Here is a 26,069-nt window from a genome sequence, read left to right as displayed (position 1 = left end):
GTGAGCGACACGCCTCCCGACCCCGAGCTCGACGACGACGTGCTCGTCGCCGTCCGGGATCTCTCCACCCGGTTCTTCACCGACGAGGGACAGGTGAACGCCGTCGAGTCCGTCTCCTTCGAGATCAGAGACAACGAGGTGCTGGGAATCGTCGGCGAGTCCGGCTCCGGGAAGTCGGTCACCGCGCTGTCGCTGATCGACCTCGTGGAGTCGCCCGGCCGGATCACCGAAGGAGAGGTGTGGTACCGCGACCCGGAGCTGGCCGAGGAGTTCCGCGCGGACGGTGCCGCCGTCGGCGACCACGTCGACCTCCGGCGCGTGCCCGACTCCGTCCGTCGGTCGCTCCGGGGGTCGTCGTTCAGCACGATCTTCCAGGACCCGATGTCGTCGCTCAACCCCTCGCTGACGGTCGGCGAGCAGATCGCCGAGGCCGTCGAGGTGCAGCGACGCGCCAGCGCCAACCCCCGCTCGACCCGCCAACGCACCCAGGGGTACGGCCTCGGCCGAATGATCGCCGACACCCTGCTCCCGTCGCGCGGCTACGCCAGCGACGAGAGCCACGAGCGAGCCGTCGAACTGTTGGACCAGGTGGGTATTCCGGACCCGGCCGACCGGGCCGAGGAGTACCCACACCAGTTCTCCGGCGGGATGCTCCAACGGGCGATGATCGCCCAGGCGCTGGCGGGCGAGCCGGACCTGCTGATCGCCGACGAGCCGACGACCGCGCTGGACGTGACGATCCAGGCGCAGATCCTGGATCTCCTGCGAGACCTCCAGGCGGACGGCGACACGTCCGTCGTGATGATCACCCACGACCTGGGCGTGATCGCCCGGATGTGCGACCGGGTCGGCGTGATGTACGCCGGTCAGATCGTCGAGCGGGGACAGCTGGCGGACGTGTTCGACTCGCCGGTCCACCCGTACACGGAGGGTCTGCTCGGCTCGATCCCCGATCTAGAAGACCCCGAGCCCCGGCTCCAGCCCATCGAGGGGAACGTCCCGTCGTTGCTCGACCGGGAGATGCCGGAGGGCTGTTACTTCGCCGACCGTTGCCCGAAGGCGATGGAGGACTGTCTCCAGCCCGTTCCAGAGCACGAGGCGGCCGACGGCAGCCGAGAACACACCGTCCGGTGTGTGCTGGCGGACCAGGAGTTCGACTCCGCCCGAGCACTGGCGGACGACCGCGAGGTGGTGTCGAATGACTGACGCCGACACCGGCTCGTTGGGGGCGACCGGCACGGCCGACGCCGCGACCGGCGAGACCCTGTTGCAGGTGCGGGACCTCGAGAAGTACTACTACGAGAACGACACTGTCGTCGACACGTTGCTCGGTCGAGAGACGGAGAGCGTGAAGGCGGTCGACGGGATCGACCTGGACGTGCGCCGCGGGGAGACGCTGGGACTCGTCGGCGAGTCCGGCTGTGGGAAGTCGACGACCGGCGAGACCCTGTTGCGGCTGCGCGAGCCCACCGGCGGCCGGGTCAGCTTCGACGGCGACGACGTGAGCGAGCTGTCGGACGCGGAGCTGACGGCGTTCCGCGAACGGGCACAGATCGTGTTCCAGGACCCGTTCTCCAGTCTCGACCCGCGAATGACCGTCGGAGAGATGGTGACCGAGGGGCTCCGAATCCACGATCTCCCCGAGGAGACGCCGCCGGACACGTCGAAACCGGAGGCGCGCCGGCAGCGCGCCGAGGAACTGCTCGAACGGGTCGGGCTGTCGGCCGACCAGGTGGACCGGTACCCACACGAGTTCTCCGGCGGTCAGCGCCAACGAGTCGGGATCGCCCGCGCACTGGCGCTGGACCCGGAGTTCGTGGTGTTGGACGAGCCGGTGTCTGCGCTGGACGTGTCCGTCCAGGCGCAGATCCTCAACCTCCTGGACGAACTGCAGGCGGAGTACGGGCTGACGTACCTGTTCATCGCCCACGACCTGAGTGTCGTCCGGCACATCTGCGACCGTGTGGCCGTGATGTACCTCGGGAAGATCGTCGAACGCGGGCCGACGGCCGAGCTGTTCGAGTCGCCGGCCCACCCGTACACGGAGGCGTTGTTGAACTCCGTCCCGCGGGCGGAGACGGCAGAACAGGGCCGGGAGGTGGAGCCGTTGGCCGGCGACGTGCCGTCGCCACGCCGGCCGCCCTCTGGCTGTCGCTTCCGCACCCGGTGTCCGGAGGTGATCCCCCCGGCAGGGGTGGAGACCGCCCAGGAGGACTACCGGGCGGTGTTGACGCTGCGCGACAGGCTCGCCCGCGGGGAGTTCGGCGCCGACCGCTTCCGCGGCGACGGCGACGAGGCGTTCAAACGGTCCGTCCGCGAGGAGTTCGACGTAGACGGGTTGACGGGCGCCGACGAGGACACCGTCGAGGACGCGTTGGAGATCCTCGTCAACGGCCGGACGGAGGAGGCGGCCGAACGGCTGACCGACCGGTTCGCCTCCGTCTGCGAGACGGAGTCGCCGGTCGCCCACGACCGCGGCGACGGCCAGTCGTCCGTCTGTCACCTCTACCGCGACGACCTCCGCGACGAGCAGACGGTCGAGCAGCCGGACATCGAGTCCGCGTTCGGCGACGCCGACGGCGTCCCCTCGAGCGAGGAGCCGTAGCCGCGACCGCAACCCTCTCGACGACGGTGGTCGAACGACGGCCGTGCCACGATACCGCGACGCCGGCCTGTTCCTGACGCTGGCGGCCGTCTGGGGAGCCGCGTTCGTCGCTATCAAGGCCGGGCTCGGCACGCCGACCGCGCCCGGGGGGTTCTTCGAGACGCCGGTGTTGTTCGCGGCCTTCCGGTTCGACGTCGCGGGCGTGGTGATGCTGGCGTACGCCGTCTGGGCAGTCGACGACCCGGTGCCCCGGAGCGCCCGCCAGTGGCTCGCGGTCGCGGTCGGTGCCGTCTTCGTGATCGCGGGCTACCACGCGTTGTTGTTCGTCGGCGAGACGGACCCCGCGGTGACGAGCGCCGCCGCGGCGGTGATCGTCGGACTCAACCCGGTCCTGACGACGGGGTTCTCGCGGCTGTTGTTGCCCGGACGACGGCTGGAGCCCGCGGGAGTCGCCGGGCTCGCGGCCGGTGTCGTCGGCGTGGCCGTGTTGGCGGAGCCGGACCCGTCGAACCTGCTCGCCGGCGGCGTCGTCGCCAAACTGCTCGTGTTCGCGGCCGTGACGGCGTTCGCGCTCGGCTCCGTCGTCACGGAGCGGCTGGACTCGAACCTGGAGACGGAGACGCTGGAGGCGTGGGCGATGCTGGGCGGCGCCGCGGCGTTGCACGTCGCCGCCTACGGACTGGGCGAACGGACCGCCGCCGTCGCCTGGGACGCCGGCGCCGTCTGGTCGCTGGCGTTCCTCGCGGTCGTCGCCTCCGGGCTGGGGTTCCTGATCTACTTCCGGCTGTTGGAACGGCTGGGCTCCGTCGAGATCAACCTCGTGTCGTACGTCGTCCCGCCGTTCGCGGCGTTGGTCGGCTGGCTCCTGCTGGGCGAGCGCCCGACGACCGCCACCGCCGTCGGATTCTTCTGTATCGTCGTCGGCTTCGCGTTGTTGAAACGACGGGCCGTCGCCACCGAACTCGGGCTCGCCGACCGGCACCCGGAGTGAGAGTCCGTCGGGGCGCCCGCTCGCAGAGTGTGGACTGTCGCCCCCGAAACGAACTTCCGTGTGACGCTCCGACCGTGGAACGTGACGGACTTGACCGAACACGTCGACCGTGACCCGCAGCTGAACGGCGACGAGAAGGAGACCACGATCACGATGGGCGGCCAGGACAACTCGTTCACCGTCTACAGCGCGAAGCCGACCGTGGTGAAGTCGTTGCTGGATCACGACCACTTCGAGTTGGACTGGGCACGCGTCGTCGAAGACGGGGCGGGACACAGTGTCGCCGACCGCGAGGTGCTCCCGCCGGCCGACGGTGACATCGTCGCCGTCGAGGGGTCGATGCCGGTCGGCGTCCTGACGGTGAAGTCGAAGCCACGCGCCAACGACAACCAGTCGTCCGTGGTCAACAGCGAGACCGTCGACTCGTCGGTGTTCGAGTAAGTGACACGTAACTCCCGCCGGGCGGCGGGGACGGCGCGACTCCCGGGCGGCACCCGTCGCGGACGACGGAGATCGACGAGAAAGAGTGAGAGCGGTCGATAAACGTTCTCGGAGACGCTGGACCGTTCGTGAAACGAGCGGCGGCGGGGAGTGTCCCCCGTGAAACGCGACGAACAGAGCGGAACCCTCGGCGGGGTATTAGTGGGGGTGGGTCGTACAGTGAGGTGGGCACACCCGCCCGCGATCACGAAATGACGCCCTCCATCAGCCCCTCCGAGTCGAGTCGACTGCGAAGGTCCCTCCCGCGTGCCAGAGAGTACTTCACCGCCCGGAAGGCGACGGCCCCGGTGCGCGCCGTCGGCTTCTACGCCGCAATCGCCCTCCCGTTCGTCTACCTCCCGATGGTGGCAGGCGGACTGTCGGCGGGGAACGCGTCGACGGTCGGCGCGCTCCTGGCCGTGAACGTCCTCGCCTTGCTCGTCGGTCACGGCTACGGCGACGCCTGAGTCTGCGTCTGCGAGCTCCCGGCCGAGCTACTGGGCCGCCTCGAACGCCGTCTGTAGATCTCGTCGCATGTCGTCGACGTGTTCGACGCCGACACTGACGCGGATCAGCCCGTCCGTCAGCCCCGCGGCGAGCCGTTCCTCCCGCGGAATCGCGGCGTGGGTCATCGCCGCCGGCTGTTCGATCAGGCTCTCGACGCCGCCCAGCGACTCCGCGAGCGTGAACACCTCCGTCTCGCTCACGACGGTCGACGCCTGCTCCAACGTGCCGTCGAACTCGAACGACAGCATTCCGCCGAAGTCGTCCATCTGTGCGGCCGCGAGGTCGTGCTGTGGGTGGCTCTCCAGCCCGGGGTAGTACACCCGGTCGACCGCCTCGTGGTCGGCCAGCCAGGCCGCCAGTTCGTTGGCGTTCTCGCAGTGACGGTCCATCCGCACCGGGAGCGTCTTCGTCCCCCGGAGCACGAGGAAACAGTCGAACGGCGACGGCGTCGCGCCCACGGAGTTCTGGTAGAAGCCGATCCGTTCGTCTAGCTCCTCGTCGTCGGTGACGAGCGCCCCGCCGACCACGTCGGAGTGGCCGCCGAGGTACTTCGTCAGCGAGTGCGAGACGACGTCGGCGCCGAACTCCAGGGGCCGTTGGAGGTACGGCGTGGCGAACGTGTTGTCGACGACACACAAGGCGTCGTGCGCGTGGGCCATCTCCGACAGCGCTCCGATGTCGTTGACCCGCATCAACGGGTTCGTCGGCGTCTCCACCCACACCAGCTCCGTCTCCTCGCGGAGCGCGTCCCCGACTGCGTCGTGGTCGGTGGTGTCGACGAAGTCGAACGAGAGGTCGTACTCCTCGTACACCTGCGTGAAGATTCGGTGGGTCCCGCCGTACACGTCGTCACCGGCGACGACGTGGTCGCCCGCCTCCAGGAGGTTGAGTACAGTGTTGATCCCGCCCATTCCGGAGGCGAACGCGCGGCCGTACTCCGCGCCCTCCAGGGCCGCGAGATTGTCCTCTAAGTCCGTCCGGGTGGGGTTGCCGGTCCGGGAGTACTCGTAGCCACGGTGGTCGCCGGGAGCGTCCTGCTCGTAGGTGGAGTTGGCGTAGATGGGCGTCATCAGGGCGCCGGTGTCGTCGTCCGGCTCCTGGCCGGCGTGGATGGCGTCCGTCTCGATCCGGAACTCGTGGTCCTCGCTCATACGACTGCTGAGTGATTCGACAGTTGTCAGTCTTCGCTTTGGCCTAGCCGAGAAGATGTACGACCGGCCTGTACCACAGCAGTGAGTACGCCAGGAGGCTGGCGGCGACGAAGCCGTACAACAGCCTGTCGTCTCCGCGTTCGTCCAGCCGTCGGAACACGGCGTGCAGTAGCAGTTCGGACAGGATCAGCCCGCCACAGAGACCGACGAGGAGCGCACCCTCGACGACGGCGGACCGTGCTGCGACGGCGTCTATCAGGAACACGCCAGGGAGCACGACCGCGAGCGCGGACACTGTCGCGTACGTCGACATCCACTCCCGTGGCCACTCCCGTCGTCGTCGTAACATCGAGGTACACGGGTCACCGGCTCTCGGGCGTATAACTGTACTGACTGGGTTCTGCGTACCGAAACACCCGAAAGCCACGAGACGGACTCGGGCCGCTCGACTGCACAGACGAGACGACAGTTTCGGACTCGCCGGGACAATCCGGCAGAGTCGACACACTGACAACGGCTTTATGAGCGCTCACTCGGATATTACCCTATGGCCAAGTACTCGACGGGCGGGTCGGGTTCCGCCGGCTCCGGCGACGCCTGTGAGCTCTGCGGACGCGAGGATCGAAATCTCAGCCGAGAGTCGGTCGCCGGCGCCGAACTGCTGGTCTGTTCGGAGTGTGCGCCCCACGGCGACGACGACGACGACGGCCGGGACGACCCTGGGGAAGATCGTGGGGAGCGCGAGCCGGACGCCGGCAAGCGCGCGGCACAGAACGCCGCCCGGGTGTACGACGCCAGCCGAGGGAACTCGGACTGGGTCGCCGACGGGACGGAGTACGAGGACGACCAGCTGCCGTACCTCGTCTCCGACTACGGTCCGCGGGCAGAACGGGCCCGCCAGGACGCCGGGCTGACGGTCGAGGAACTCGCGACGGAACTGGACCTGACGGAAGACGAGGTGTTGGCGGTCGAACAGGGGCGAGCGGCGCGAGCGAACGTCGGCGGCTCCGTCGTCGCGTCGATGGAGTCGTTCTTGGAGACGGAGCTGATCGACGAGTGACCTGGGTGTTCTTGTAGTCTCGGCTGCTGTCTGGAGGTGTGACAGCCAGTCTCGCACCGGCGGACCCGACGGTCCGCGAGTTCGACGCGGTCGTCGCCGCGGTCGACGGCCGGGACGTGTGGCTCGAAGAGACGTACTTCTACGCCGAGAGCGGCGGCCAGCCCGCAGACCGCGGGACGCTGGACGGGGTCGTCGTCGACACCGTCGCGACGACGGACGACGGCGTCGTCCACCGACTGGCCGACCCACCGTCGTTCGAGCCCGGCGACACGGTGGTGGCCGTCGTCGACGACGACTTCCGGACGTACTGTAGCCGGGCACACACCGCGAGTCACGTCCTGTACGGCGCCGGCCGTCACCTCTTGGACGACCTGGGGTACGGCGGGTTCGGCATCGGCGAGGAGAAGGTGCGGGTGGACTTCACCACGACGACGGAGATCGACGACGAGACGCTCGTCGAGTTGGAACGGCTCGCCAACCGAGCCGTGTGGGACTCCCGGCCGGTGTCCTGGCGGGAGGTGCCGGTCACGGAGGCCCGCGACAGCGACCGGGTGTCGTTCAACACGAAGACGGAGGAGGGCGTGATGGCGGACGCCGACACCGTCCGGATCGTCACGATCGAGGGGTGGGACTGGGCAGCCTGCGGCGGCACCCACGTCTCGAACACCGCCGAGATCGGCCCGATCACGGTGTTGTCGCGGTCGAACCCCGGGGAGGGGATGACCCGCGTGGAGTTCGCCGTCGGCCCCGCCGGGATCGACCACCGCGCGACCGTCCACGCCAACGCCCGCGCCGCGGCGGGGACCGTCGACGGCAACCTGGAGAGTCTGCCGGCGGAGACGGCCGGGCTGGACGACCGCGTCGCGGAGTTGGAGGCGGAGTTGGCCGAGACACGCGCGGAGCTGTTGGACGCCAGACTCGCCGACCTCCCGACGACGACGCGCGACGGTACGACCTGGCGCGTCGGCCAACTCCCCGACGCCGACCCGAACGACGTGGGCGAACGCGCCCAAGAACGGGTCGACGACGACGGTGGCGTGGTGGCGGTCGTCGGCGACGGCCCGGCGCCGTTCGTCGTCGTCGCCACGGACGGGGAGGTTCACGCCGGCGGCGTCGTGGACGACCTGACGGGGACGTTCGGCGGCGGGGGTGGCGGCGGTCCGACGTTCGCGCAGGGCGGCGGGCTGGACGCCGACGCCGACCGCGTACTGGCGTGGCTGCGGAGGGAGTAAGCCTCGCAGGAGTTAACTCGCCGCTGGCAAATACTGCGGTATGAGTCAGGTGTTCGGCGGAACGGAGTCCGGGCTCTCCGAGGAGACCCAGGCGATCCGCGAGGTGGTGCGCGAGTTCGCCGAAGAGGAGATCAGACCCGGCGCCCAGGCGGCCGACGAGAACGAGGAGTTCCCGGAGGACGTGTGGGACGGGCTCGCGGAGATCGACCTCACGGGGCTTACTGTGCCGGCCGAGTACGGCGGCTTCGGTTCCGATCGGGAGACGTACGCGGTCGTCAACGAGGAGGTGGCGTACGGCCAACTGGCGGTGGCGACGGCGTTGTCCGTCCACTGTCTGGCCACCTCCTGTATCGCCCAGTTCGGCACGGAGAGTCAGCGCCAGGAGTGGCTCCCGGCGATGGCGGAGGGGCGGCCGGTCGGCGCGTTCTGTCTGTCGGAGCCGGACGCGGGGTCGAACCCGGCGGAGATGTCGACGACGGCGCGCCGCGACGGCGACGAGTACGTGCTCTCGGGGGACAAACAGTGGATCACGAACGGCCAGCGAGCGGGGGTGTACGTCGTGTTCGCCAAGACGGACGCGAACGACCCGGGGTCGATCACGCAGTTCCTCGTCCCGGGCGATCTGGACGGCGTCGAGGTCGGCCGCAAGGAGGAGAAGCTGGGGCTGCGGGCGTCCGACACGACACAGATGCACTTCCACGACGTGCGGCTCCCCGAGGCGTACCGTCTCACGCCGGAGGGAGAGGGGCTGTCGGCGGCGTTCCGGATCCTCACGGGCGGTCGGATCGGAATCGCGGCTCAGGCCGTCGGCCTGGCGCAGGCCGCCTTCGACGAGGCGAAGACGTACGCGAGCGACCGGGAGCAGTTCGACCGCCCGATCGACCAGATCCAGAGCATCCGTCACAAGTTCGCCGAGATGGCGACACAGATCCAGGCCTCGCGGCTGCTGGTCCGGGAGGCGGCCCGGCAGGGTGACGCCGGCCAGGACAACCGCGTCGCGGCGTCGATGGCGAAGTACTTCGCCAGTGAGGCCGCGATGGACGTGACGAACGAGGCGGTGCAGATCCACGGCGGCTACGGCTACACGACGGACTTCGACGTCGAGCGGTTCTACCGCGACGCCAAGATCACCACGATCTACGAGGGAACGACGGAGATCCAGAAGAAGATCATCGCCCGAGAGCTTCTGGAGTGACTCCGTTCCGGGCGCTCCCCCGGAGTTATATCGAGCGACTCCGTACGACGCCGTGTGACGATCTCACAGGAGTCGAAGCTGGTCGCGTTCGACACGAACGAGGTCGTGGCGGGCGCTCGCGCGGCGGCAGACGGCCGCGTCGACCCGACGACGACGCACGTGGAGAACGCGACGATCGTCCGAGCGTTCGGCGGCCAGACGGAGGGAGTCCCGTTCTCGCCCGATCTCGGAACGGACGTGACGGCCGTCGTGCAGGCGGCCGAGGCAGCCGTCGACGGAGGGGAGGCGTGACGCCCGCGGATCTGGAGCCGTACGCGGCCGTCGTGTACGACCTCGACGGAACGCTCGTCGACCTCGTGGTCTCGTGGGACACCGTCGCCGCCGAGGGACGGGCGGTGTTCACCGACCGCGGCCACGAGGTCGACGGTGACCTCTGGCAGCTACTGGACGAGGCAGACACGAGAGGGCTCCGGCCGGAGCTGGAGGCCGTGATCGCCGACCACGAACGAGCGGGTGCCCGGGAGTCGACACTCGCCCCGCGTGCCGACGACCTCCCCTTGTCCGTGCCGGTCGGCGTCTGCTCGCTCAACTGTGAGGCTGCCTGCCGGGTCGCACTCGAGACACACGGGCTGGCGGACGCTGTCGACGCCGTCGTCGGACGCGACAGCGTGGCGACCCGCAAGCCCGACCCGGAGCCGTTGCTCGCGGCCGTCGACCGACTCGGCGCGTCGCCGGCGGAGACGGTGTTCGTCGGCGACTCACGACGCGACGCTCTCGCAGCCGAGCGCGCCGGGGTCGAGTTCCTGGCCGTCGGGTAGCCGTCACCGTTCTCACTCGGCGGTCTCCGTCGACGCCTCTTCTTCGTCGTCGACGTGCCGTCGAGCGTAGAGGTAGACGCCCACGGCGGTGAGAATCCAGACGACGGCACCGACCCGGACGGCGAACTCCGCACGTGCGGCCCAGGTGTCCTGCAGGCCGACGAACAGAGACAGCAGCGCGACGGTCGGCGCGCCGACGACGATCGTGGTGACGAACGTCGTCTGCATCACCCACCCGTAGTCGACGCCGTCGGGGTCGTGGCTCTCGACGCGCTCTGGCACACGCCCGGTTCGGCGGCGACGGTCTAAGCCGTGTCGGTCCGATCTGTCGGCCGACCGTACGGTTTTAGCCGTCCGGTGTGAAGCCGTGTGTCGTGACGACGACGCGCGACATCAGGGAGAGTGGCGAGGACCCGATCACGATGCTGACCGCCTACGACGCGCCGACGGCCGAGGTGGTCGAGGCGGCCGGCGTCGACGTGATCCTCGTCGGCGACAGTATGGGCAACGCCGTGTTGGGCCACGACTCCACGCTCCCCGTCACGGTCGACGAGGTGCAGAGTCGGACGGCGGCGGTCGCCCGAGCGACGACGGAGCCGTTGGTCGTTGCGGACATGCCGTTCCTCTCCTTCGGCGTCTCGGAGACCGACAGTGTCGAGAACGCCGGACAGATGCTGAAGCAGGCGGACGCGGACGCGGTGAAGCTGGAGTGTGGGCCACACACCGTCGAGACGACGGAGCGACTCGTGGAGCTGGGGATCCCGGTGATGGCCCACCTCGGCTTGACGCCACAGCACGTCAACCAGCTCGGCGGCTACCACCGCCAGGGGACGGACTCGGACGCGGCGGCGGAGCTGCTGGAGCTGGCAGAGGCACACGAGGCGGCGGGAGCGTTCTCGCTCGTGTTGGAGCACGTCCCGGCGAACCTCGCGGCGGACGTGACGGCGGCACTGGAGATCCCGACCATCGGCATCGGCGCCGGTCCGGAGACGGACGGTCAGGTGCTCGTGATCACGGACGTGCTGGGGCTGAGCGAGCGGACGCCGCCGTTCGCGGCGGAGTTCGGCGACGTACGCGAGGAGATGACCACGGCCGTCGAGTCGTTCCGCGAGGCCGTCGAGGACGGATCGTTCCCGGCCGAGGAACACAGCCACTACGAGTCCGACGTGGGCGACGTGTACTGACAGGCGACACTGTGACACCGTCTCGCTCGGACCGTCGTGTCGCACACCCGCGCCCGGTCCGAGGCCGCTCAGTCGGGCACGGCGCGTCTGGTCCCGTCTCCCTACTTCAACGTTCGGCCGCGCCGGTCACAGTCGGTCGCAGAACGACACGAGCGCCTCGCCGAACGCGGTCGGGCGCTCCAACATGGCGAGGTGGGCGGCGTCCTCGACCACGCCGAACTCACACGCGGGTATCTCCTCGGCCAGGGTCTCGTGGTACGACACGGGTGTGAGGTGGTCGTGTTCACCGACGAGCGCCAGCGCCGGCACGGTCACCTCGTCCAGTCGGTCGCGGACGTCGAAGCGGTGGCTCGTCAGGAAGTCCCGTTCCGTCACCGCCCGCCCGACTGCGTGCATCGTCTCGGCGGAGACGGCGGCGTACTCCGTCTCCGGGTCGTGGAACAACCGATCTTCGCCGTGGAGGAACGTCACGGCGCGCTCGAAGTCGTCGGCGAGCCACGCGAGGAGGTCGTCCAACACGGGGAGCCGTGGCCCGGTGCCGGCGAGGACGAGTCCGTCGAGCGACACGTCACGCTCCAAGGCGACCCACAGCGCGACCGCGCCCCCCAGAGAGTTGCCGACGAGGACCCGCGCGTCCGTCGCGTCGGCGACCGCGGCCACGTCGTCGGCGTACACCCCCAGCGTCTCGACGCCCGGGTCGGCGTCCGTGTCCGGGCTGTTCCCGTGACCGGCCAGGTCGACCGTCGTGACCGGCAGTCGGTCGGCGAGTCGGGCCTGGGCCTTCCACACCCCGCGGGTGCCGCCGCTGCCGTGGATACAGAGTAGTCCCGGGCCGTCGGCGCCCCGGTCGAACGTCTCGTAGGCGGTCTCCCGCCCGTGGTGTGTCACGGTCTCCATACGGAACGTCCGCGGGGGAGTCTCAAAAGTCGGTCGCACGCACCGCGCGGAGCCGAGCCGGCGGAGCACGGTCCGTCGCGGCCGCAGTCACGGCCTCACGGTCGACGAAGAACGTCACCGGGCGGGCGACCGTCCGGAGTCGGTACGTCTCCGACTCGTACCCCGGGAGTCGGCGTGCGACCCTCTCGGCCCGTTGTTCGTGGACGATCACGACCGGCGGCGGGTCGTCGGCCAGCGCCCGGTCCAACGCCGTCTGGTCGCGCGCACAGTCGCCGTCTGCCCTGGCGACCTGGAGGTACCAGTGGAGCGGGAGCGTCTTCACCATCACCGTACACTCCGGGATCGGCCCGCCGCCCTCGCCTTCGACGACGAGTTCGCTCCCGTAGAACAACACGTCCGTCCCCTCGTTCGTCGGTGCGACCGTCGCCAGGTCGCGGACCGCCGGCCGGAAGTCGTCCGTCGGCTGTGCGTACTGGACGAGTTCGTTCGAGTCCGCGGCCGGGTTGGCGTACACCGCCGCGCCGCCCGTGACGGCGACCTGTGCGACGACCGCGACTACGACCACGCCGGCGACGGCCGTCCGGACCGGGTCGGCCGGCAGCGCGTCGTACCCCCGACGGACGACGAGCCCGAGTCCGACCGCGGCGGGGATCGTCAGCGGCACCAGGGCGTTGACCGTGATCCAGGCCCCGAAGATGTCCGTCCCGAGCGGGTAGCCCAGCACGCTGACGAATCCCCAGTAGCTCGCCAACATCACGAGCGGCCGCGGTCGGGCCGTCGCGTACCGCTCGGCGAGGAAGCCGACGACGGCGGCGGCGACGAGCGGCAGCGCGTACTGCCACAGCACGCCGAGTGCACGTTCGAGGAAACAGACGTAGCCCGCGATCAGCGAGTCCTCGTAACACTTCGTGGAGGCGCTGTGCCCGAACCAGTACTCCATCCCGCGGCGGACGTCGGCGACTGTCGCGTCCACGAGCGCCGGCAGTCGCCCTGGGCTCGCCAGACTCGACCACAGTCCGAGCCCGTTGGGGTCACGCGGGGCGAAGACGAACAACGTCACGGCCGCGAACAACCCGACAGCGAGCACGGTGTGGCCGACCCAGTAACCCAGCCGTCGCCGCCCGGCCGGGTCGGTCAGGAGTCGTCTGGCGGCCGCGAGCCGGGCGCGAACGGCGTCGGTGCCCCGTTCGTGGCGTACGGGGTCCATCAGAGCGTAGTCCAGGAGGAGCCCTCCAGCCCCGGCGTAACAGAGCACGTAGACGACGGCGTTCTCCTTGGCGGCGAAGCCCAAGGCGGCGAACAGGGCGGCGGCGTGGACGGCCCGGGGACGGCCGAAGTCGATCGCCCGGACGAGCCACAGCAACGAGACGAACATGAACGCGGCCACCAGGACGGTGCTGCGGAAGAACCGGGAGTAGTACAACAACACCGGGTTGACGGCGAGGAAGCCGGCCGCCAGGACGGTCTCGACCGGACGGAGCCGGTGGCGAACCAGGAGGACGCTCGCCGGGAGCAGCCCGCCGAGCACGGCGACGACCGCTCGCATCGTCGCGTCGTTGCGGCCCAACACCTGGAACACGACCCGGTTGACGTGTTGGACGAACGGGCCGTGGATGATGTAGCGGTAGTGGAACGACCCGGTCTCGGCGTAGCGGACGGTCCAGTAGGCGACCCGCCCCTCGTCGAAGTGGGCGACACGGTCGCCGAGGGCGAACAGTCGTAAGACGAGCGCGAGGGTCGTGAGCGCGGCCACCGCGGCCACGACCGGAGGGAGCCCGGTGAGTCGACCGAACGCGGTCACCCCGGCGTCGATCCGCACCCGGACGGTCTCGAACCGACTCGACATACCGATTCCTCTGGTGGGCCGATCAAGTAACTGTCGTCTGCCGGCTCACAGCGGCCCCTCGCGGGTCAGCGTCACGGTCACGGTGTCGATCGTCGTCCCGTTCGTGGCGTGTGCCCGAACGACACAGGTCCGCCCCGGCTCACACCCTACCTGGACGCTGGTCTGTGTCGGATCCACCCGGACGGACGCCAAGGCCGTCCCGGTCCGAGTCGTCGTCGTGACGCGCGACACCCGTCCGGCGGTGACGTTCACCGTCACTATCGGCTGCCCCAGGAGCGACCGGTCGACGTCGTCGTCGACACCGGTGAACACGCTCGACTCCCCGACGCCGTCGACGACGACGGTCGTCTCCGCGGTGTACACCAACACTGGCGCGGCCACGAGCGCGACGGCGATTCCGGTCACGGCGACGACGGTGAACAGCTCGCGCGGGCTGGACGAGCCGATCGAGACCACTGAGACTCCGTTCGACTGGCGAGGGTTTGCCTCTTGTGACCGAGCCGCGAGTGACGCCCGGCGAGTGGCCCGCGACGAGTGTGGCCCGACTCTGCCGTGGACAGGGTGGCATTCTTCTACCCACCACCCCTAGCAGCCTGTATGTCGACTGATGGGATCATCTTCGGTATCGACGACTTCGGCGGCCTCGCAGTGTTCGGACTCCACGCCGCCATCGCGCTCGGGTTGATCGGTGTCGGTGTTCTCGCTGCCGGGCAGAATCTCGTCCAGGGCGGTCTGTTGGCGACGATCGGTGCGATGATCATGGTCGTTGGTCGCTCGGCTGGCCGAATCGTCTCCCGGAGTGAATGACCGCGACAGACCACACCGGAACAGTCGTCGGCATCTCGTCGGCGGGTGACAGACTGGTTCGGCTAGCCGCGTCGGACGCCCGCGATGCCGGGTTGGCCGACGAGACGCCGGTCCTCGTCAGGGGGGACACGGAGACGGCGGCGACGGTCGCCGTCGACGACGATCTGGCCGCCCGGAGTCTCGTCGTGGACGAGCGGGTGGCCGACGGCGCGGGTGTCTCGGTCGGCGACACGATCTCGTTGGAGGCGGTCGACCCCCGTCCGGCGACGAGCCTCCGGTTCGCGCCGGTGCCGGACCTGTCGATCCGGGGCGGCGAGGAGGCCGTCCGGCGGGCCGCGGCCGGCACGCCGCTCGTCGCCGGCGACCGGATCGGCGTCTCGTTGTTCAAAGGCGCGCTGGACGTGCCGGTGCGTGTCACCGCCGTGTCGCCGGACGGCCCGGTGTACGTCACCGCCGAGACGGAGATCGACCTCGTCGCCGGGCCGGCGTCCGCGGTCGAGGCCGACCACCGCGTCCCGCACGTCCCGACCGACGACGTCGGCGGGTACGACGAGGCCAGAGCGACGCTCGAACGGGCGGTGGTGCGCCCGCTGACCGCCGGCGACGCCTACGACGCCGCCGGCGCGCGCCCCGGTAACGGCGTCCTCTTGGTCGGTCCGGCGGGCGTCGGCAAGAGCCACCTCCTCCGACACGCCGCCTGGCAGGCGGACGCCACACTCGTCGCCCCCGACCCCGGCCGACTCCAGTCGGCCGGCGACGAGACACTGGCAGAGCTGTTGGAGGACCTCCGGGTGGCCGCCGGCCGCGCGCCCCGAGCGGTCGTCCACCTAGACGACCTCGACCGACTGGGTGAGGGGGGCCGGACGGGTGCCGGCCGGCTCGCCCGGATCGCGGCCGCCGTCGACCGACTCCGTGGGATGGACGACGTGGTGGTCGTCGGCGAAGCGAGCGCCGCCGAGGAGGTGCCGGACGGGCTCCGACGCGGCGACAGGCTGTCTCGGGTCGTCGAGGTGACACCCCCAGACCGGGAGGACCGCGCGGCGATCCTGACCGCGCTCGCCCGAGGCGGTCGGCTCGCAGACGACGCCGACCCCGGGGCCGTCGGGGGGCGGGCGTTCGGCTACACCGCCGCCGACCTCCGTGGGCTGTGGTCGCACGCACTGGAGGCGGCAGTCGACCGCGCGCTGGAGACGGGCGACGACTCCGCCACGCCGGCCGTGTCGGCTGCCGACTTCGAGAGTGCGCTCCGGGCGACGGACCCCAGCGCCCTGCGCGGAGCGTCCGTCGAGCGGCCGGACGTCTCGTTCGACGACGTCGGCGGGCTCGCCGGACCGAAGCGAGAGCTGACACGCTCCGTCGAGTGGCCGTTGCGGCACCCGGAGGCGTTCGAACGGCTCGACATCGACGCGCCGACCGGCGTCCTGCTGTACGGCCCGCCGGGAACCGGCAAGACGCTGTTGGCGCGTGCGGTCGCGGCGACGACGGACGCCAACTTCGTCCCGGTGGACGGGCCGGAGCTGTTGGACAAGTACGTCGGCGAGTCGGAGCGAGCCGTCCGAGAGCTGTTCGAGCGGGCGCGGGCGAACGCCCCGGCGGTCGTGTTCTTCGACGAGATGGACTCACTGGCGCCCGCCCGCACGCAGGACACGGAGGCGTCGGCGCCGGAACGCGTCGTCTCACAGCTGTTGACGGAGCTGGACGGACTCGTCTCTCGTGGCGGAATCACCGTCGTGGCGGCGACGAACCGACCGGATCGGCTCGACCCCGCACTGTTGCGCCCCGGCCGACTGGACAGACTCGTCGAGGTGCCGGTGCCCGACGAGGAGGCGCGTCGGGCGATCTTCCGGGTTCACACACGCGACCGCCCGGTAGAGGGGGTCGACTACGACGAACTCGCCGCCCAGACGGAGGGGTACACCGGGAGCGACATCGAGGCGGTGGTGCGGGAGGCGTCGTTGCTCGCGTTAGAGGACCTGCTCGACGCCGACGGCCCGGCCGCAGCCGGCAGCGTCGACCCGCGGCGGTTGGACGGCCTCACCGTCGGTCCCGCGGAGTTCGACCGGGCGTTGCGCCGGGTCGGGCCGTCGCTGACGGAAGAGACGCTGGCCAACTACGAGGCGGTCGTGGAAGACGTGGTCGGGCGTTCCCGAGACCGCTAGTCGTACAGGTTCCGGGCAGAGATGCCGACGCCCAGCGCGGCGACGAACTCGATCACGAGCACCACCCAGAACGCGTTCCGGGAGCTGAACCCGATCGCGGTCGCGGCCGGGATGGCGAACAGCCCGGCCAGGGCGACGAAGAACGACCCGATCAGTCCGACGACCGCGAGTCTGTTCAGTGTCTGCACGTCGAGATCCTCCTCTGCCGTCTTCGGGTCGTCGAAGCTCACGTCTTGTCCTCCGTCAGTATGTCGTGGTTGTCGGTTATCGGTCCTCTGGTCACGGCGGACACTCCGGTCGCCGGCGGCCTACGTCTTTCGCGTAGAAAAAAGACCGATTCGCGTCGGTTGTCTGTCGTGCGTCTCAGTCTGCAGCCTGCTCGTCGGCCGACGGCGTCGGAGCCGAGGAGTCGCCGACGATGGCGCGGCTGCGGAGCAGGATGAACCCGAACCCGACCTTGGCGGTCACGTCCAGCACTGCGTACAGGAGGGTCTCGATGCCGAGCGGCACGATGCCGGCACCCTCCGTACCGACGATCCACACGATGGGATACGCCGTCCACAACACCAACGTGATGTTACGCAACGTCGTGAAGGTGGACTGGGTCTCGTCGTCGAGTTCCGCGACCTTCGACGTGAGGGTCCCGTACAGCATGTACAGGAGGAACACGAACGAGATCGTGCTCACGGTCCACCAGATGTACCGGTAGGTGAAGGCGTTGTTCTCCAGGGCGCCGACCAGACCGGTGACGATCATGAACGCGTCCGTCAGGACCAGCGCGTAGATCGTGTTCCGGTCTGCGTCGGCGAGCAGGGCCAGGTCCAGCAGCAGGAGCGGCGTGGTGAACAGCCAGTCAGCGTAGCGTGCCCAGTAGATGCGCAGGGCTTCCGGGAAGCCTGCGACCTCCACTGTCGAGTAACCGAAGCCGAGGAACATCGACAGGTAGGATGCCGCGGCAATCGCGGGCACCATGATGGTCAGAATGTAGTACTCCTGCTGCTCCGGGTCGGTGACTCCCCAGCCCTTCGCGATGAAGTAGAAGGTGCCGAGGAGCATCGCCACGAAGCCAATTCCGAGCCAGATCGACTCTGGCCGAGCGAGCGGACTCTGCTGGAGGAGTGCTCCAGCCTCAACAGCTAGCGACATGGTACATCAGGATCCATGGGGTTCCTCCCACTTAAACCCTAACTCCCTTGTTATGTCTTTGGGGCGGTAGCTTCCGACTTCCTCCGGAGCGCCCGTTGCGTGGCTCTCCCGGCCGTCCGTGGTGTCAGCGCCTATCAAATATAACTCATCTGTCATCGTGACACACAGTACCACGACAGATGTTGTCGTGAACCTCGCCCCGGAAATTGTACCAGTCTCCAGCCTCAGTTCGCACGTTTCCACTTGTGAATCGGTGAAAGAAAAGTCTCGTCTGTCACGGTCGCCTCGGGGGTTCGACGGGGTCGCCGTCCCAGTCGATGCCGTCCAGTCGGTCGGCGTGTCCACTGTCGGGGCTCTATCCGTCCAGTGGGCGGGCAGCTCGCGCGCACCGAAGTGGAGCCGGGTACCGCCGGGCCGGGCCCGCGCGCGCTCACGACACAGCCGTGTCGGTGGAGTGGGCAAATTGAAGGGACTGCCACACCTATCGGTACCGTATGGCAGACAGCACTGCGGACGAGGCGACGGAGACCGCCGAGGCCGAGGAGACGGAGGCAGCCGAGGCGGAGACGGAGTCCGTCACCGAGGAGGCGGCAGTCGTCGACTTGGAGGCCGCCGCAGAGTACGAGGACGTGGCGGCGGAGTTGGAGGAAACCGTCGAACAGCAGCAGGAGCAGATCGACGAACTGAACGACATGGTGATGGACCTCTCTGCTCGCCTCGCGGACAACGACGGGGTCGGGGTGTGTCCGGACTGTCGTGGACCCGTCGTCAAGAGTGGGGGCTTCTTCTCGAAGAATCAGATCAAGTGTCGGGACTGCGGGCGGGTGTTCCACGACTACTAGCGTGGCGAACCACCAGACGACGGCGAAGATGGAAAGCCATTTATCTCTCACCGGAGAACGATCGGGTGTCGTCATGGTGCGCGTGGGTAGCCAAGCTAGGCCAACGGCGCAGCGTTGAGGGCGCTGTCCTGTAGAGGTCCGCCGGTTCAAATCCGGTCCCACGCAGTTTCTCCGAGTGAACGAAGTGAACGGGGAGCCACGGGCGAAGTCGCTCGCTCGACTCTCTCCCTCGACTCCGAGTCACACCACACAACACCACCGTCGCGGTCGTAGTGAGAGACGACCGTGGACCGGACTCAGTGCTTCTGGACGGGCACGAAGTACGGCTCCGTCGACTTCTGTTCGCGTTCCGTCTGGAGGTGGTCGAGGAACGCACTCAGCTCCACGTCGTTGGCCTCGCGCTCCTGGCGGTCGCGGACGGAGACGGTCTCGGCGTCGGCCTCGTCGCTGCCGACGATCAGCATGTACGGGACGCGGTCGTCGTGACCGGCGCGAATCTTCCGACCCACGGTCATGTCGCGGTCCTCCACCTCGACGCGGAAGCCGGCGTCGTCGAGTTCGGCGGCGACGGACTCGGCGTAGTCGAGCTGGTCGTCGGAGATGGGGAGCACGCGCACCTGTTCGGGGGCGAGCCAGGTCGGGAAGTTCCCTTTGAAGTGCTCGATCAGGACGCCCATGAACCGCTCGAACGAGCCCAGCAGCGCCCGGTGGATGGTGACGGGGCGGTGCTCCTCGTTGTCCTCGCCGACGTACGCCAGGTCGAGCCGTTCGGGGATGTTGAAGTCCACCTGGACGGTGCCGATGGTCCACGACCGCCCCAGCGCGTCGATAGCGTTGACGCCGATCTTCGGGCCGTAGAACGCCGCCTCACCCTCTTCGACCTCGTAGTCGAGGTCCTCCGTCTCCAGGGCGTTCCGGAGCGCGTCCGTGGCGGTCTCCCAGATGTCGTCGGAGCCGATGGCGTCGTCACCCTTCGTCTCCAGAACGTACTCCACGTCGAAGCCGAAGGTCTCGTACAAGTCCTCGATCACGCGGACGTGCGCGAGAAGCTCCTCTTCCAGTTGGTCCTCGCGGAGGAACGCGTGCCCGTCGTCCTGCGTGAATCCGCGCACGCGGAGCATCCCGGAGAGTTCGCCGGACTGCTCGTTGCGGTAGCAGGTGCCGAACTCGGCGAACCGCAGCGGGAGGTCACGGTAGGAGTGACGCTCGTCGCCGTACACGTGCGCGTGGTTCGCGCAGTTCATCGGCTTGAGGCCGTACTCCGTGTCGTCCTGCTCCCAGGCGAACATCTCGCCTTCCTCCTTGAAGGCGTCGTAGTGACCGGTGGGCTTCCACAGTTCGGCCTTGTTGAGCTCCGGCGTCCACACCTCCTCGTAGCCCAGTTCCTCGTTCTTCTCGCGGACGTACTCCTCCAGTTCCCGGCGGATCGTCATTCCCGCGGGGTGGAAGTGGACGCAGCCGGGGGAGTGGTCCGGGACGGAGAAGAGGTCCATCTCGGAGCCGATCCGGCGGTGGTCGCGTTCCTTCGCCTCCTCGCGGCGTTCGAGGAAGTCCTCCAAGTCGGACTCGGACTCGAAGGCGGTCCCGTACACCCGCGTCAGCGTCTCGTTGTCCTCGTCGCCCCGCCAGTAGGCGGTCGAGATCTGGAGCAGTTCGACCGCGCCGATCTTCCCGGTAGAGTCGACGTGTGGCCCCTGACAGAGGTCCTCCCAGCCGTCCTGGACGTAGAAGGAGACGGGATCCTCGCCGGCGGCCTCGTCGTCCAGGATCTCTCGTTTGAACCGGTTGTCGTCGTACGCCTCGAACGCCGCCTCTCGGGAGCGTTCCTCGCGGACGAGGTCGTAGTCGGCCGCCAGAATCTCCTCCATCTCCGCTCTGATCTCCTCTAGGTCGGACTCGTCCAGATCCACTCCGGACACGTCGTAGTAGAAGCCGTCGTCCGTCGACGGGCCGATGGCGAGTTTGGCCTCCGGGCGGAGTCGTTGCAGTGCCTGCGCGAACACGTGGGCGGCGGTGTGGCGCAACACGTCGAGGTACTCGTCGGACTGGTCGGTGACGATCTCGACTGCGGCGCCGTCGTGGACCGGCGTCGCCTTGTCGACGAGTTCGCCGTCGATCTTGCCCGCGACCGTGTCGTCGCCCAACCCTGGGCCGATCTCGTAGGCGACGTCCTCCAGCGACGCCCCCTCCGACACGGACAACGACGAGCCGTCCGGGAGCGTCACGCTGATATCGCTCATGTCCCTGGGGAGACCGAGCGGGCGGTTAAGGTTTACCGACGACGCTGCCGGCGACGAAGACATCACCCGCGCCAGAACAGTTCACCCGCGTCGGAACAGTCGACCCACGTCAGAAGAGCCCGTCCGCGTCAGAACACGTCGTCCGCGTCGATGGTGCCGTCCGTCTCCGGCCCGCGAACGGTGACCTCCTCGCCCAGCCGGAGGGAGGCGTCCGTCTCCACCCGTTTCGTCTCCGTCCCGTCGTCCAAGACGACCGGGCTGCCGGCTTGGACGACCGTGCCGGTGAACTCCGTCTCCGTCTCGCCCGTCTCGGTCGTGTCGCCGCCGGCGTCCGTCTCGGCGGTCGCGGCGACGGCGCCGCCCGTCGTCGCCTCTGCGACGGCCGCCTCGTCCGCGTCCGTCGTGTCCGTGTCGTCGCCGAACGCGGAGAGGCCGTCCTGGTCGCCGTCGTCCGTGTCGGGTGTCGTGTCGCCGAGCACGGTGACGGTGGACTGCCAGCCGGCCGACGCCTCCAGGTCGTCCTGCCACCCCTCCTGGATCTCCACGTCCGTGCAGGCGATCTCGTCGGCGAGGTCGATGTCGAGGTCGGCCTTGTCCCCCCACAGCGCGACCCGGATCTCCCCGGTGTCGTCTTTCAGCCGGACGTTGCGGACCTGCCCCTCGCTGCCGTCGTCGCGGTCGAACGTGCGTTTCTCGCTGGTCTCGATCACGCCGCCGGCGATGTCGACCGTGTCCTCCAGCTCGAGTGCGCCGATGTCGGTCGTGTCCGGCTCGTAGTCGACCGTCTCGTCGACCACCTCGACGGCACCCCGGGAGCCGACGTGTAGCTCTAGATCCCCGTCGCGCTCTCGGACGTAGCCGTCGACGATCTCGACGGTCTCGCCGGGCGTGAGCTCCTCGGCCCGGGGGGCGCGTTCGTCCCACAGCGTCACCCGGACGCGACCGGTCTCGTCGCCGACCGCGAGGTTCGCCACCCGTCCCTCGCTGCCGTCGTCACGGTCGAACGTCCGGACGGCGTCCGTGTCGAGGAGCTCCCCGACGAGCGTCACGTCGGACGCGCCCATCGTCAGATCCTCGACGCGGTACTCGTCGACGATCTCCACGTTCACGTCGCCCTCGGGGTCGGGGTCGATGTCGTCGACGGACACCTCGAGGCCGTTGTAGCCGTCCTTCGGCCGACCGGCCACGTCCAACACGTCGCCGGGCTCCAGCCGCTCGACGGCGTCTTCGGCCATCCGGTCCCACATCGTGATCGTGACGTGTCCGGACTCGTCTGCCACCTCGACGTTCAACACCTTCCCGTCCTCGCGGTCCTCCTCGTCGCGCTCGAACGTCCGGAGTTCGCCGACGGAGGTGACCTTGGCGAGGAACGTCACGTCGTCCATCCCCGGCTCCACGTCGGCGACGCAGTCCACGTCTTGGTCGTCGAGCTCGTGGGCGACGAGCATCGCGGCCGTCTCCTCGTCTGCGAGCCCACCCATCTGTTCTACCTTCGACTCGACGGCGTCGGTGAACTCCTCCAGAGAGATTTCCGCGTCTACGTCCTCCTCGAATACGTCCTCGATCACACCCATCTGTTCGTCGTACCAGAGGCAGACGGCTCCGTTAAACGTTGCCGTTCGGTCGTGAACCGGTCGTTCGCGGGGTCGTCCCCCGTCGTGCGTCCGTGGCGTGGTCTCGTCGTCGCTCCCGTCACGGGCCGTCTGTGTCGGCCTCCCACTTCAACCTCCGGCGGGCTACGGCTCCGTCTCGGCGGCGACCCGGGTGCCGTCCGAGCGGGCGTGGCGCACGACGACCACCTCGGGGAGCGCGTCGAGTCGCAACTCGGCGGCGTAACTCCGGTAGACGAGCTGTTGTGTGCAGATGTCGCCGGTCTCGACGGTCTCGACGGTGACGACGAGTCGGCCGCCCTCGCGGGTCACCGCCGACAGCCTCGGCTGCGAGCAACCGGTGGGGCCGCGGATACACCCTTCCACGCGGACGGCCGTCCCGTCGACGCCGACGGTCGCCGTGGCCCCGCCGGCTCTGGAACACTCGCCCGTGCGCTCGAGCGTCGCCTCGTCCACGGTGGACCCCAGCGTCACTGTATCCGTCGGTGACGACGGGAGACCGTTCGTCGGCGTGGGACTGTCGGTCTGTGTCGGGCTGTCGGTCGGTGTGGGTGTGTCAGTCGACGACGGTGTGGCAGTCTCCGTCGCAGTCGCCGATCGCGTGGGGTTGTCGGAGTCGCCGGGTGCACCGCCGCCGCTGTCGGCCGTACATCCAGCGAGCGCGCCCGCCGCGAGCGCAGCGAGCAGTCGTCTCCGTCTCATGTTCCGCGTATTCGACTCCGAAACTCATATACTCGGTGGTCGGACAAACAGCCGCTTGTCCATCCGGTAGACGGACGGATCGTAACTGTCTTACGTGACTCGGCAGTACGGTGAGATGAGTCCTGGTAGGGTAGTGGACTATCCTCTTGGCTTGCGGAGCCAGGGACCGGCGTTCAAATCGCCGCCGGGACGTTTCTCTCGACGTGAAATGGGGAGCGAAGCGAGCCGTCCGAATCATCCGACAGCCTCCGGGACGATTTGAACCGACGAACGGTAGCCCGCGCAGCGACCGTCGGGAGCGAGCAGGACCCGTTCGGCACGTTCAAATCGCCGCCGGGACGTTTCTCTCGACGTGAAACGGGGAGCGAAGCGAGCCATCCGAATCATCCGACAGCCTCCGGGACGACTCGAACCGACGAACGGTAGCCCGCGCAGCGACCGTCGGGAGCGAGCAGGACCGACAGACTCGACTCCGTTGCGAGCGGTGCGGCTGTGGCGGGCCACTACGGCCCGGCGTGGGTGAGGGTCGAAGACCCGGGCCTTCTCGGTCGAGCTCTTCTCGACTGGGAGTGCGGACGCGCGGCCGAGGAACGAGAGAGGGCGGTTACTACAGCGCGTAGTCGTGCTCTCCGCTCTCCGTGCGGAGGAACTCCGTGAGGAGGTCGACGGTCGCGGCGATGTCGTCGCCGTGGGCGGTCTCGGTGACGGTGTGGAGGTAGCGGGTCGGAACGGAGATAGCGCCGACGGGGCGGGCGCCGTTCGTGTTCTGGAAGCCGGCAGTGTCGGTGCCGCCGGCGGGCAGCACCTCGACCTGGTGGTCGATGTCGGCGTCTTCGGCGACGGCTCGCATCCGGCGGTGGACCTTCGGCGTCGTGATGACGGAGGAGTCTTTCAGCTTGATCGCGGTACCCTCGCCGAGCTCCGTCACCTGTTTGTCCTCGCTCACGTCGGGCACGTCGGAGGCGACGGTGACGTCGAGCGCGACGGCGAGGTCTGGGGCGACGTCGACGCCGAGTGCGGTCGCGCCGCGGAGCCCGACCTCCTCCTGGACGGTGGCACAGAAGTGAATCGTCACGTCGGGGTCGTCGATGCGGCGGGCGGCCTCCAGCATGGCGAACACGCAGACTCGGTCGTCCAGCGCCTTGCCGGTGACAGTGTCGCCCATCTGGACGGTGGACTGCTCCATCGTGACGAGGTCGCCGACGGAGACGGCGTCGGCGACGGTGTCGCCGTCGCGGCCGAGATCGACGACGACGTCCTCGACGGCGTCGTCCTTCTGACGCTGTTCCTCGTCGAGCGTGTGGGGCGGGACGGAGCCGACGAGTCCAGTGAGGTCACCGTCGTCGGTGTGGACAGTCACGCGCTGTGCACGGAGGACGCGCGGGTCCCAGCCGCCGAGGGCGTCGAGTTTGAGGAAGCCGTCCTCGCCGACGTGTTTCACCATGAACCCGATCTCGTCCATGTGGGCGGCGACGGCGACCTCGTAGTCGGCGTCGCCTTCGATCGTGCCGACGACGTTGCCCATCGCGTCCGTCTCGACGCTGTCGGTCTCTTCTGTGAGTACAGACCGGACGTGCTCGCGGACGCGGTCCTCGTAGCCGGGGACGCCGCTCGTCTCGGTGAGCGTCTGGAGCAGGTCGAAGTCGAACTCGAACGGTGTGTCCGTCACGCGAGCCCGTTGCAACCCGGCGGTGTAAAAGCCACTCGTACCCGTCCAGACGGCCGGTTCTCGCGCCCGAAACGGGGGACGTGTTGTCGGGGGTTCCGGAACCCTTTTGGGAAACTCGGACGCTGTCACACGTATGTCCAACGACGTGGAGGCAGAACTCCGTGAACAGTTCACCGAGGCGTTCGAGGGTGCAGACTACCCCGTCTCGAACCAGATGGACCTCGTGCCCGCGCTCCCGAACGGCCCGGGGACGAAGTTCGAGGCCGGCGACGTGTCGCTGACGGCGATGGAGATGGCGGCCAAGCTCGGTGACGAACAGGAGTTCCCGTACGACGACGTCGAGACGCTCGTCGACGACATCCTCGAGGGGCTCCAGAGCCAGGGCGTCTTCTAGTCGGCCTCCTCGCGGCGTTCGCGGCCGTGTGCGTCACACAACACCTCGTCGGCGTCGCTGTCGAGGTAGAAGCTGTCGCCGGTCTCGACGGCGGCGCCACAGACGCCACAGCCGTCGGCGTGTGCGACGGCGTACTTCCCGACGCTCGTGTCGACACGCAGCCGGCCGGCTGCGCGCGCGACCCGGGTCAACCCCTCGCCGATGGCCGTCTCTTCTGGACTGTCTGCGGCCTCGAACCTGACGACTGGCACACGCCACACTGCGTCGCGGCGCCACCTCGGTCTCTCGCCACCGGCGAATGGAGCCGCAAGAGCTAATAACTCTCGTTTTCGATTGTACATCGTACGGGAAACACATACAATTTATTTCGGTTTCGTCGAGAACGCCGCGCGCACACCGACGACGCGACCCGACGCCGAATCTCACGATACGGGCGCTCACTGGCGTGTGAAGCTACGGTACAGCAGTAGAAGTAGTGAACCAATTTAGAGCTAGGTACAACACTAACCTTCGAAACAAAGTTTTATCTGATAG

At 68.7% G+C, this 26,069-nt stretch carries 28 protein-coding genes and 2 tRNA genes; 17 read left to right on the top strand and 13 right to left on the bottom strand.

Annotated elements, in window-relative coordinates:
• From RYH79_RS12385 to RYH79_RS12365, 5 genes are all read left to right on the top strand, one after another.
• On the top strand, positions 1-1,206 hold the full coding sequence (locus RYH79_RS12385) for an ABC transporter ATP-binding protein (RefSeq protein ID WP_370899569.1): 1,206 nt from the start codon (positions 1-3) through the stop codon (positions 1,204-1,206).
• The gene (locus RYH79_RS12380; protein ID WP_370899567.1) at positions 1,199-2,605 is read left to right on the top strand and encodes an ABC transporter ATP-binding protein; all 1,407 of its coding nucleotides are present in this window, start codon (positions 1,199-1,201) and stop codon (positions 2,603-2,605) included. Before RYH79_RS12385 ends, RYH79_RS12380 begins: the two co-directional genes overlap by 8 nt.
• Before the next feature lie 43 nt (positions 2,606-2,648).
• A complete protein-coding gene (locus tag RYH79_RS12375; protein WP_370899565.1) occupies positions 2,649-3,596 on the top strand; it encodes a DMT family transporter in 948 nt (315 codons plus the stop codon).
• A gap of 81 nt (positions 3,597-3,677) precedes the next feature.
• Positions 3,678-4,037 carry a hypothetical protein gene (locus RYH79_RS12370; RefSeq protein WP_370899563.1) on the top strand — a complete coding sequence of 120 codons (360 nt, stop codon included), beginning with the start codon at positions 3,678-3,680 and terminating at the stop codon, positions 4,035-4,037.
• 251 nt (positions 4,038-4,288) lie between these two features.
• Entirely contained in the window at positions 4,289-4,543 is a 255-nt protein-coding gene (locus tag RYH79_RS12365) for a DUF8028 family protein (protein WP_370899561.1), read from the top strand.
• A gap of 27 nt (positions 4,544-4,570) precedes the next feature.
• On the opposite strand, the gene RYH79_RS12360 is transcribed toward RYH79_RS12365, so the two are convergent.
• The gene (locus RYH79_RS12360) at positions 4,571-5,734 is read right to left on the bottom strand and encodes a cystathionine gamma-synthase (protein ID WP_370899559.1); all 1,164 of its coding nucleotides are present in this window, start codon (positions 5,732-5,734) and stop codon (positions 4,571-4,573) included.
• A gap of 43 nt (positions 5,735-5,777) precedes the next feature.
• On the bottom strand, positions 5,778-6,083 hold the full coding sequence (locus RYH79_RS12355) for a hypothetical protein (protein ID WP_370899557.1): 306 nt from the start codon (positions 6,081-6,083) through the stop codon (positions 5,778-5,780).
• 198 nt (positions 6,084-6,281) lie between these two features.
• Here RYH79_RS12355 and RYH79_RS12350 point away from each other — a divergent pair, with 198 nt between their 5' ends.
• The 5 genes from RYH79_RS12350 to RYH79_RS12330 are packed head-to-tail and all read left to right on the top strand — an operon-like array spanning position 6,282 to position 10,039.
• A complete protein-coding gene (locus tag RYH79_RS12350; protein WP_370899556.1) occupies positions 6,282-6,794 on the top strand; it encodes a multiprotein-bridging factor 1 family protein in 513 nt (170 codons plus the stop codon).
• Between the two features lie 38 nt (positions 6,795-6,832).
• The gene (locus RYH79_RS12345; RefSeq protein WP_370899554.1) at positions 6,833-8,026 is read left to right on the top strand and encodes an alanine--tRNA ligase-related protein; all 1,194 of its coding nucleotides are present in this window, start codon (positions 6,833-6,835) and stop codon (positions 8,024-8,026) included.
• A gap of 40 nt (positions 8,027-8,066) precedes the next feature.
• Positions 8,067-9,221, top strand: a complete 1,155-nt coding sequence (locus tag RYH79_RS12340) for an acyl-CoA dehydrogenase family protein (RefSeq protein ID WP_370899552.1) — start codon at positions 8,067-8,069, stop codon at positions 9,219-9,221.
• A 54-nt stretch (positions 9,222-9,275) separates the two neighbouring features.
• Positions 9,276-9,512 (top strand): hypothetical protein, encoded by a 237-nt coding sequence (locus tag RYH79_RS12335; RefSeq protein WP_370899550.1) that lies wholly within the window; start codon positions 9,276-9,278, stop codon positions 9,510-9,512.
• Positions 9,509-10,039 (top strand): HAD family hydrolase, encoded by a 531-nt coding sequence (locus RYH79_RS12330; protein WP_370899548.1) that lies wholly within the window; start codon positions 9,509-9,511, stop codon positions 10,037-10,039. Before RYH79_RS12335 ends, RYH79_RS12330 begins: the two co-directional genes overlap by 4 nt.
• A gap of 12 nt (positions 10,040-10,051) precedes the next feature.
• Here the strand turns inward: RYH79_RS12330 and RYH79_RS12325 are convergent, their stop codons facing one another.
• Positions 10,052-10,321, bottom strand: a complete 270-nt coding sequence (locus tag RYH79_RS12325) for a DUF5822 domain-containing protein (protein WP_370899546.1) — start codon at positions 10,319-10,321, stop codon at positions 10,052-10,054.
• 92 nt (positions 10,322-10,413) lie between these two features.
• Between RYH79_RS12325 and panB the strand changes: the two genes are divergently transcribed.
• Complete coding sequence (gene panB / locus RYH79_RS12320; protein WP_370899544.1) at positions 10,414-11,223, top strand: 3-methyl-2-oxobutanoate hydroxymethyltransferase; 810 nt, start codon at positions 10,414-10,416, stop codon at positions 11,221-11,223.
• A 126-nt stretch (positions 11,224-11,349) separates the two neighbouring features.
• Here the strand turns inward: panB and RYH79_RS12315 are convergent, their stop codons facing one another.
• Genes RYH79_RS12315 through RYH79_RS12305 form a run of 3 tightly spaced genes read right to left on the bottom strand, consistent with a single transcriptional unit; the run spans position 11,350 to position 14,422 of the window.
• On the bottom strand, positions 11,350-12,120 hold the full coding sequence (locus RYH79_RS12315) for an alpha/beta fold hydrolase (RefSeq protein ID WP_370899542.1): 771 nt from the start codon (positions 12,118-12,120) through the stop codon (positions 11,350-11,352).
• A 22-nt stretch (positions 12,121-12,142) separates the two neighbouring features.
• Complete coding sequence (locus RYH79_RS12310) at positions 12,143-13,966, bottom strand: flippase activity-associated protein Agl23 (protein WP_370899540.1); 1,824 nt, start codon at positions 13,964-13,966, stop codon at positions 12,143-12,145.
• Positions 13,967-14,011: 45 nt separating this feature from the next.
• Positions 14,012-14,422 carry a hypothetical protein gene (locus RYH79_RS12305; protein WP_370899538.1) on the bottom strand — a complete coding sequence of 137 codons (411 nt, stop codon included), beginning with the start codon at positions 14,420-14,422 and terminating at the stop codon, positions 14,012-14,014.
• Positions 14,423-14,563: 141 nt separating this feature from the next.
• Here RYH79_RS12305 and RYH79_RS12300 point away from each other — a divergent pair, with 141 nt between their 5' ends.
• Positions 14,564-14,773, top strand: a complete 210-nt coding sequence (locus RYH79_RS12300; RefSeq protein ID WP_370899536.1) for a hypothetical protein — start codon at positions 14,564-14,566, stop codon at positions 14,771-14,773.
• Positions 14,770-16,932, top strand: a complete 2,163-nt coding sequence (locus tag RYH79_RS12295; RefSeq protein WP_370899534.1) for an AAA family ATPase — start codon at positions 14,770-14,772, stop codon at positions 16,930-16,932. The genes RYH79_RS12300 and RYH79_RS12295 overlap by 4 nt, the downstream gene beginning before the upstream one ends.
• On the opposite strand, the gene RYH79_RS12290 is transcribed toward RYH79_RS12295, so the two are convergent.
• Positions 16,929-17,162: a hypothetical protein gene (locus RYH79_RS12290; RefSeq protein WP_370899532.1), complete on the bottom strand. Its 234-nt coding sequence runs from the start codon at positions 17,160-17,162 to the stop codon at positions 16,929-16,931. The genes RYH79_RS12295 and RYH79_RS12290 overlap by 4 nt on opposite strands.
• Before the next feature lie 133 nt (positions 17,163-17,295).
• Positions 17,296-18,078: a bacteriorhodopsin gene (locus RYH79_RS12285; RefSeq protein ID WP_370899530.1), complete on the bottom strand. Its 783-nt coding sequence runs from the start codon at positions 18,076-18,078 to the stop codon at positions 17,296-17,298.
• A 494-nt stretch (positions 18,079-18,572) separates the two neighbouring features.
• Here RYH79_RS12285 and RYH79_RS12280 point away from each other — a divergent pair, with 494 nt between their 5' ends.
• Entirely contained in the window at positions 18,573-18,920 is a 348-nt protein-coding gene (locus tag RYH79_RS12280; protein WP_370899528.1) for a hypothetical protein, read from the top strand.
• A gap of 80 nt (positions 18,921-19,000) precedes the next feature.
• Positions 19,001-19,085, top strand: a tRNA-Leu gene (locus RYH79_RS12275).
• Between the two features lie 131 nt (positions 19,086-19,216).
• Here RYH79_RS12275 and thrS read toward each other — a convergent pair.
• The 3 genes from thrS to RYH79_RS12260 all read right to left on the bottom strand — a co-directional run bounded on the left by thrS (position 19,217) and on the right by RYH79_RS12260 (position 23,472).
• Positions 19,217-21,160: a threonine--tRNA ligase gene (thrS, locus tag RYH79_RS12270; protein ID WP_370899526.1), complete on the bottom strand. Its 1,944-nt coding sequence runs from the start codon at positions 21,158-21,160 to the stop codon at positions 19,217-19,219.
• A gap of 128 nt (positions 21,161-21,288) precedes the next feature.
• The gene (locus RYH79_RS12265; protein ID WP_370899524.1) at positions 21,289-22,734 is read right to left on the bottom strand and encodes a single-stranded DNA binding protein; all 1,446 of its coding nucleotides are present in this window, start codon (positions 22,732-22,734) and stop codon (positions 21,289-21,291) included.
• A gap of 162 nt (positions 22,735-22,896) precedes the next feature.
• Positions 22,897-23,472, bottom strand: coding sequence for a hypothetical protein (locus RYH79_RS12260; protein ID WP_370899522.1), 576 nt, complete (start codon positions 23,470-23,472; stop codon positions 22,897-22,899).
• 119 nt (positions 23,473-23,591) lie between these two features.
• Between RYH79_RS12260 and RYH79_RS12255 the strand changes: the two genes are divergently transcribed.
• Positions 23,592-23,664, top strand: a tRNA-Arg gene (locus RYH79_RS12255).
• Between the two features lie 415 nt (positions 23,665-24,079).
• Here the strand turns inward: RYH79_RS12255 and RYH79_RS12250 are convergent.
• Complete coding sequence (locus tag RYH79_RS12250; protein WP_370899520.1) at positions 24,080-25,141, bottom strand: M42 family metallopeptidase; 1,062 nt, start codon at positions 25,139-25,141, stop codon at positions 24,080-24,082.
• Positions 25,142-25,274: 133 nt separating this feature from the next.
• On the opposite strand from RYH79_RS12250, the gene RYH79_RS12245 reads away from it, so the two are divergent.
• Positions 25,275-25,535: an MTH865 family protein gene (locus RYH79_RS12245; RefSeq protein ID WP_370899518.1), complete on the top strand. Its 261-nt coding sequence runs from the start codon at positions 25,275-25,277 to the stop codon at positions 25,533-25,535.
• On the opposite strand, the gene RYH79_RS12240 is transcribed toward RYH79_RS12245, so the two are convergent.
• A complete protein-coding gene (locus RYH79_RS12240; RefSeq protein WP_370899516.1) occupies positions 25,532-25,786 on the bottom strand; it encodes a DUF8075 family protein in 255 nt (84 codons plus the stop codon). The genes RYH79_RS12245 and RYH79_RS12240 overlap by 4 nt on opposite strands.
• Positions 25,787-26,069 lie beyond the last annotated feature (283 nt).

Source organism: Halobaculum sp. MBLA0143 (assembly GCF_041361465.1).
Lineage (GTDB): Archaea > Halobacteriota > Halobacteria > Halobacteriales > Haloferacaceae > JAHENP01.
The sequence above is the reverse complement of the archived record's forward strand: the minus strand, read 5'-3'. Positions and strand labels throughout refer to the sequence as shown.

Excerpts from the sequence above, each read along its gene's own strand:
- RYH79_RS12265 (WP_370899524.1), bottom strand. The coding sequence starts at position 22,734 with ATGGGTGTGATCGAGGACGTATTCGAGGAGGACGTAGACGCGGAAATC.
- RYH79_RS12300 (WP_370899536.1), top strand. The coding sequence starts at position 14,564 with ATGTCGACTGATGGGATCATCTTCGGTATCGACGACTTCGGCGGCCTC.
- RYH79_RS12310 (WP_370899540.1), bottom strand. The coding sequence starts at position 13,966 with ATGTCGAGTCGGTTCGAGACCGTCCGGGTGCGGATCGACGCCGGGGTG.
- RYH79_RS12280 (WP_370899528.1), top strand. The coding sequence starts at position 18,573 with ATGGCAGACAGCACTGCGGACGAGGCGACGGAGACCGCCGAGGCCGAG.
- RYH79_RS12340 (WP_370899552.1), top strand. The coding sequence starts at position 8,067 with ATGAGTCAGGTGTTCGGCGGAACGGAGTCCGGGCTCTCCGAGGAGACC.
- RYH79_RS12295 (WP_370899534.1), top strand. The coding sequence starts at position 14,770 with ATGACCGCGACAGACCACACCGGAACAGTCGTCGGCATCTCGTCGGCG.
- RYH79_RS12285 (WP_370899530.1), bottom strand. The coding sequence starts at position 18,078 with ATGTCGCTAGCTGTTGAGGCTGGAGCACTCCTCCAGCAGAGTCCGCTC.
- RYH79_RS12380 (WP_370899567.1), top strand. The coding sequence starts at position 1,199 with ATGACTGACGCCGACACCGGCTCGTTGGGGGCGACCGGCACGGCCGAC.
- RYH79_RS12355 (WP_370899557.1), bottom strand. The coding sequence starts at position 6,083 with ATGTTACGACGACGACGGGAGTGGCCACGGGAGTGGATGTCGACGTAC.
- RYH79_RS12315 (WP_370899542.1), bottom strand. The coding sequence starts at position 12,120 with ATGGAGACCGTGACACACCACGGGCGGGAGACCGCCTACGAGACGTTC.
- RYH79_RS12245 (WP_370899518.1), top strand. The coding sequence starts at position 25,275 with ATGTCCAACGACGTGGAGGCAGAACTCCGTGAACAGTTCACCGAGGCG.
- RYH79_RS12365 (WP_370899561.1), top strand. The coding sequence starts at position 4,289 with ATGACGCCCTCCATCAGCCCCTCCGAGTCGAGTCGACTGCGAAGGTCC.
- RYH79_RS12350 (WP_370899556.1), top strand. The coding sequence starts at position 6,282 with ATGGCCAAGTACTCGACGGGCGGGTCGGGTTCCGCCGGCTCCGGCGAC.
- RYH79_RS12360 (WP_370899559.1), bottom strand. The coding sequence starts at position 5,734 with ATGAGCGAGGACCACGAGTTCCGGATCGAGACGGACGCCATCCACGCC.
- thrS (WP_370899526.1), bottom strand. The coding sequence starts at position 21,160 with ATGAGCGATATCAGCGTGACGCTCCCGGACGGCTCGTCGTTGTCCGTG.
- RYH79_RS12260 (WP_370899522.1), bottom strand. The coding sequence starts at position 23,472 with ATGAGACGGAGACGACTGCTCGCTGCGCTCGCGGCGGGCGCGCTCGCT.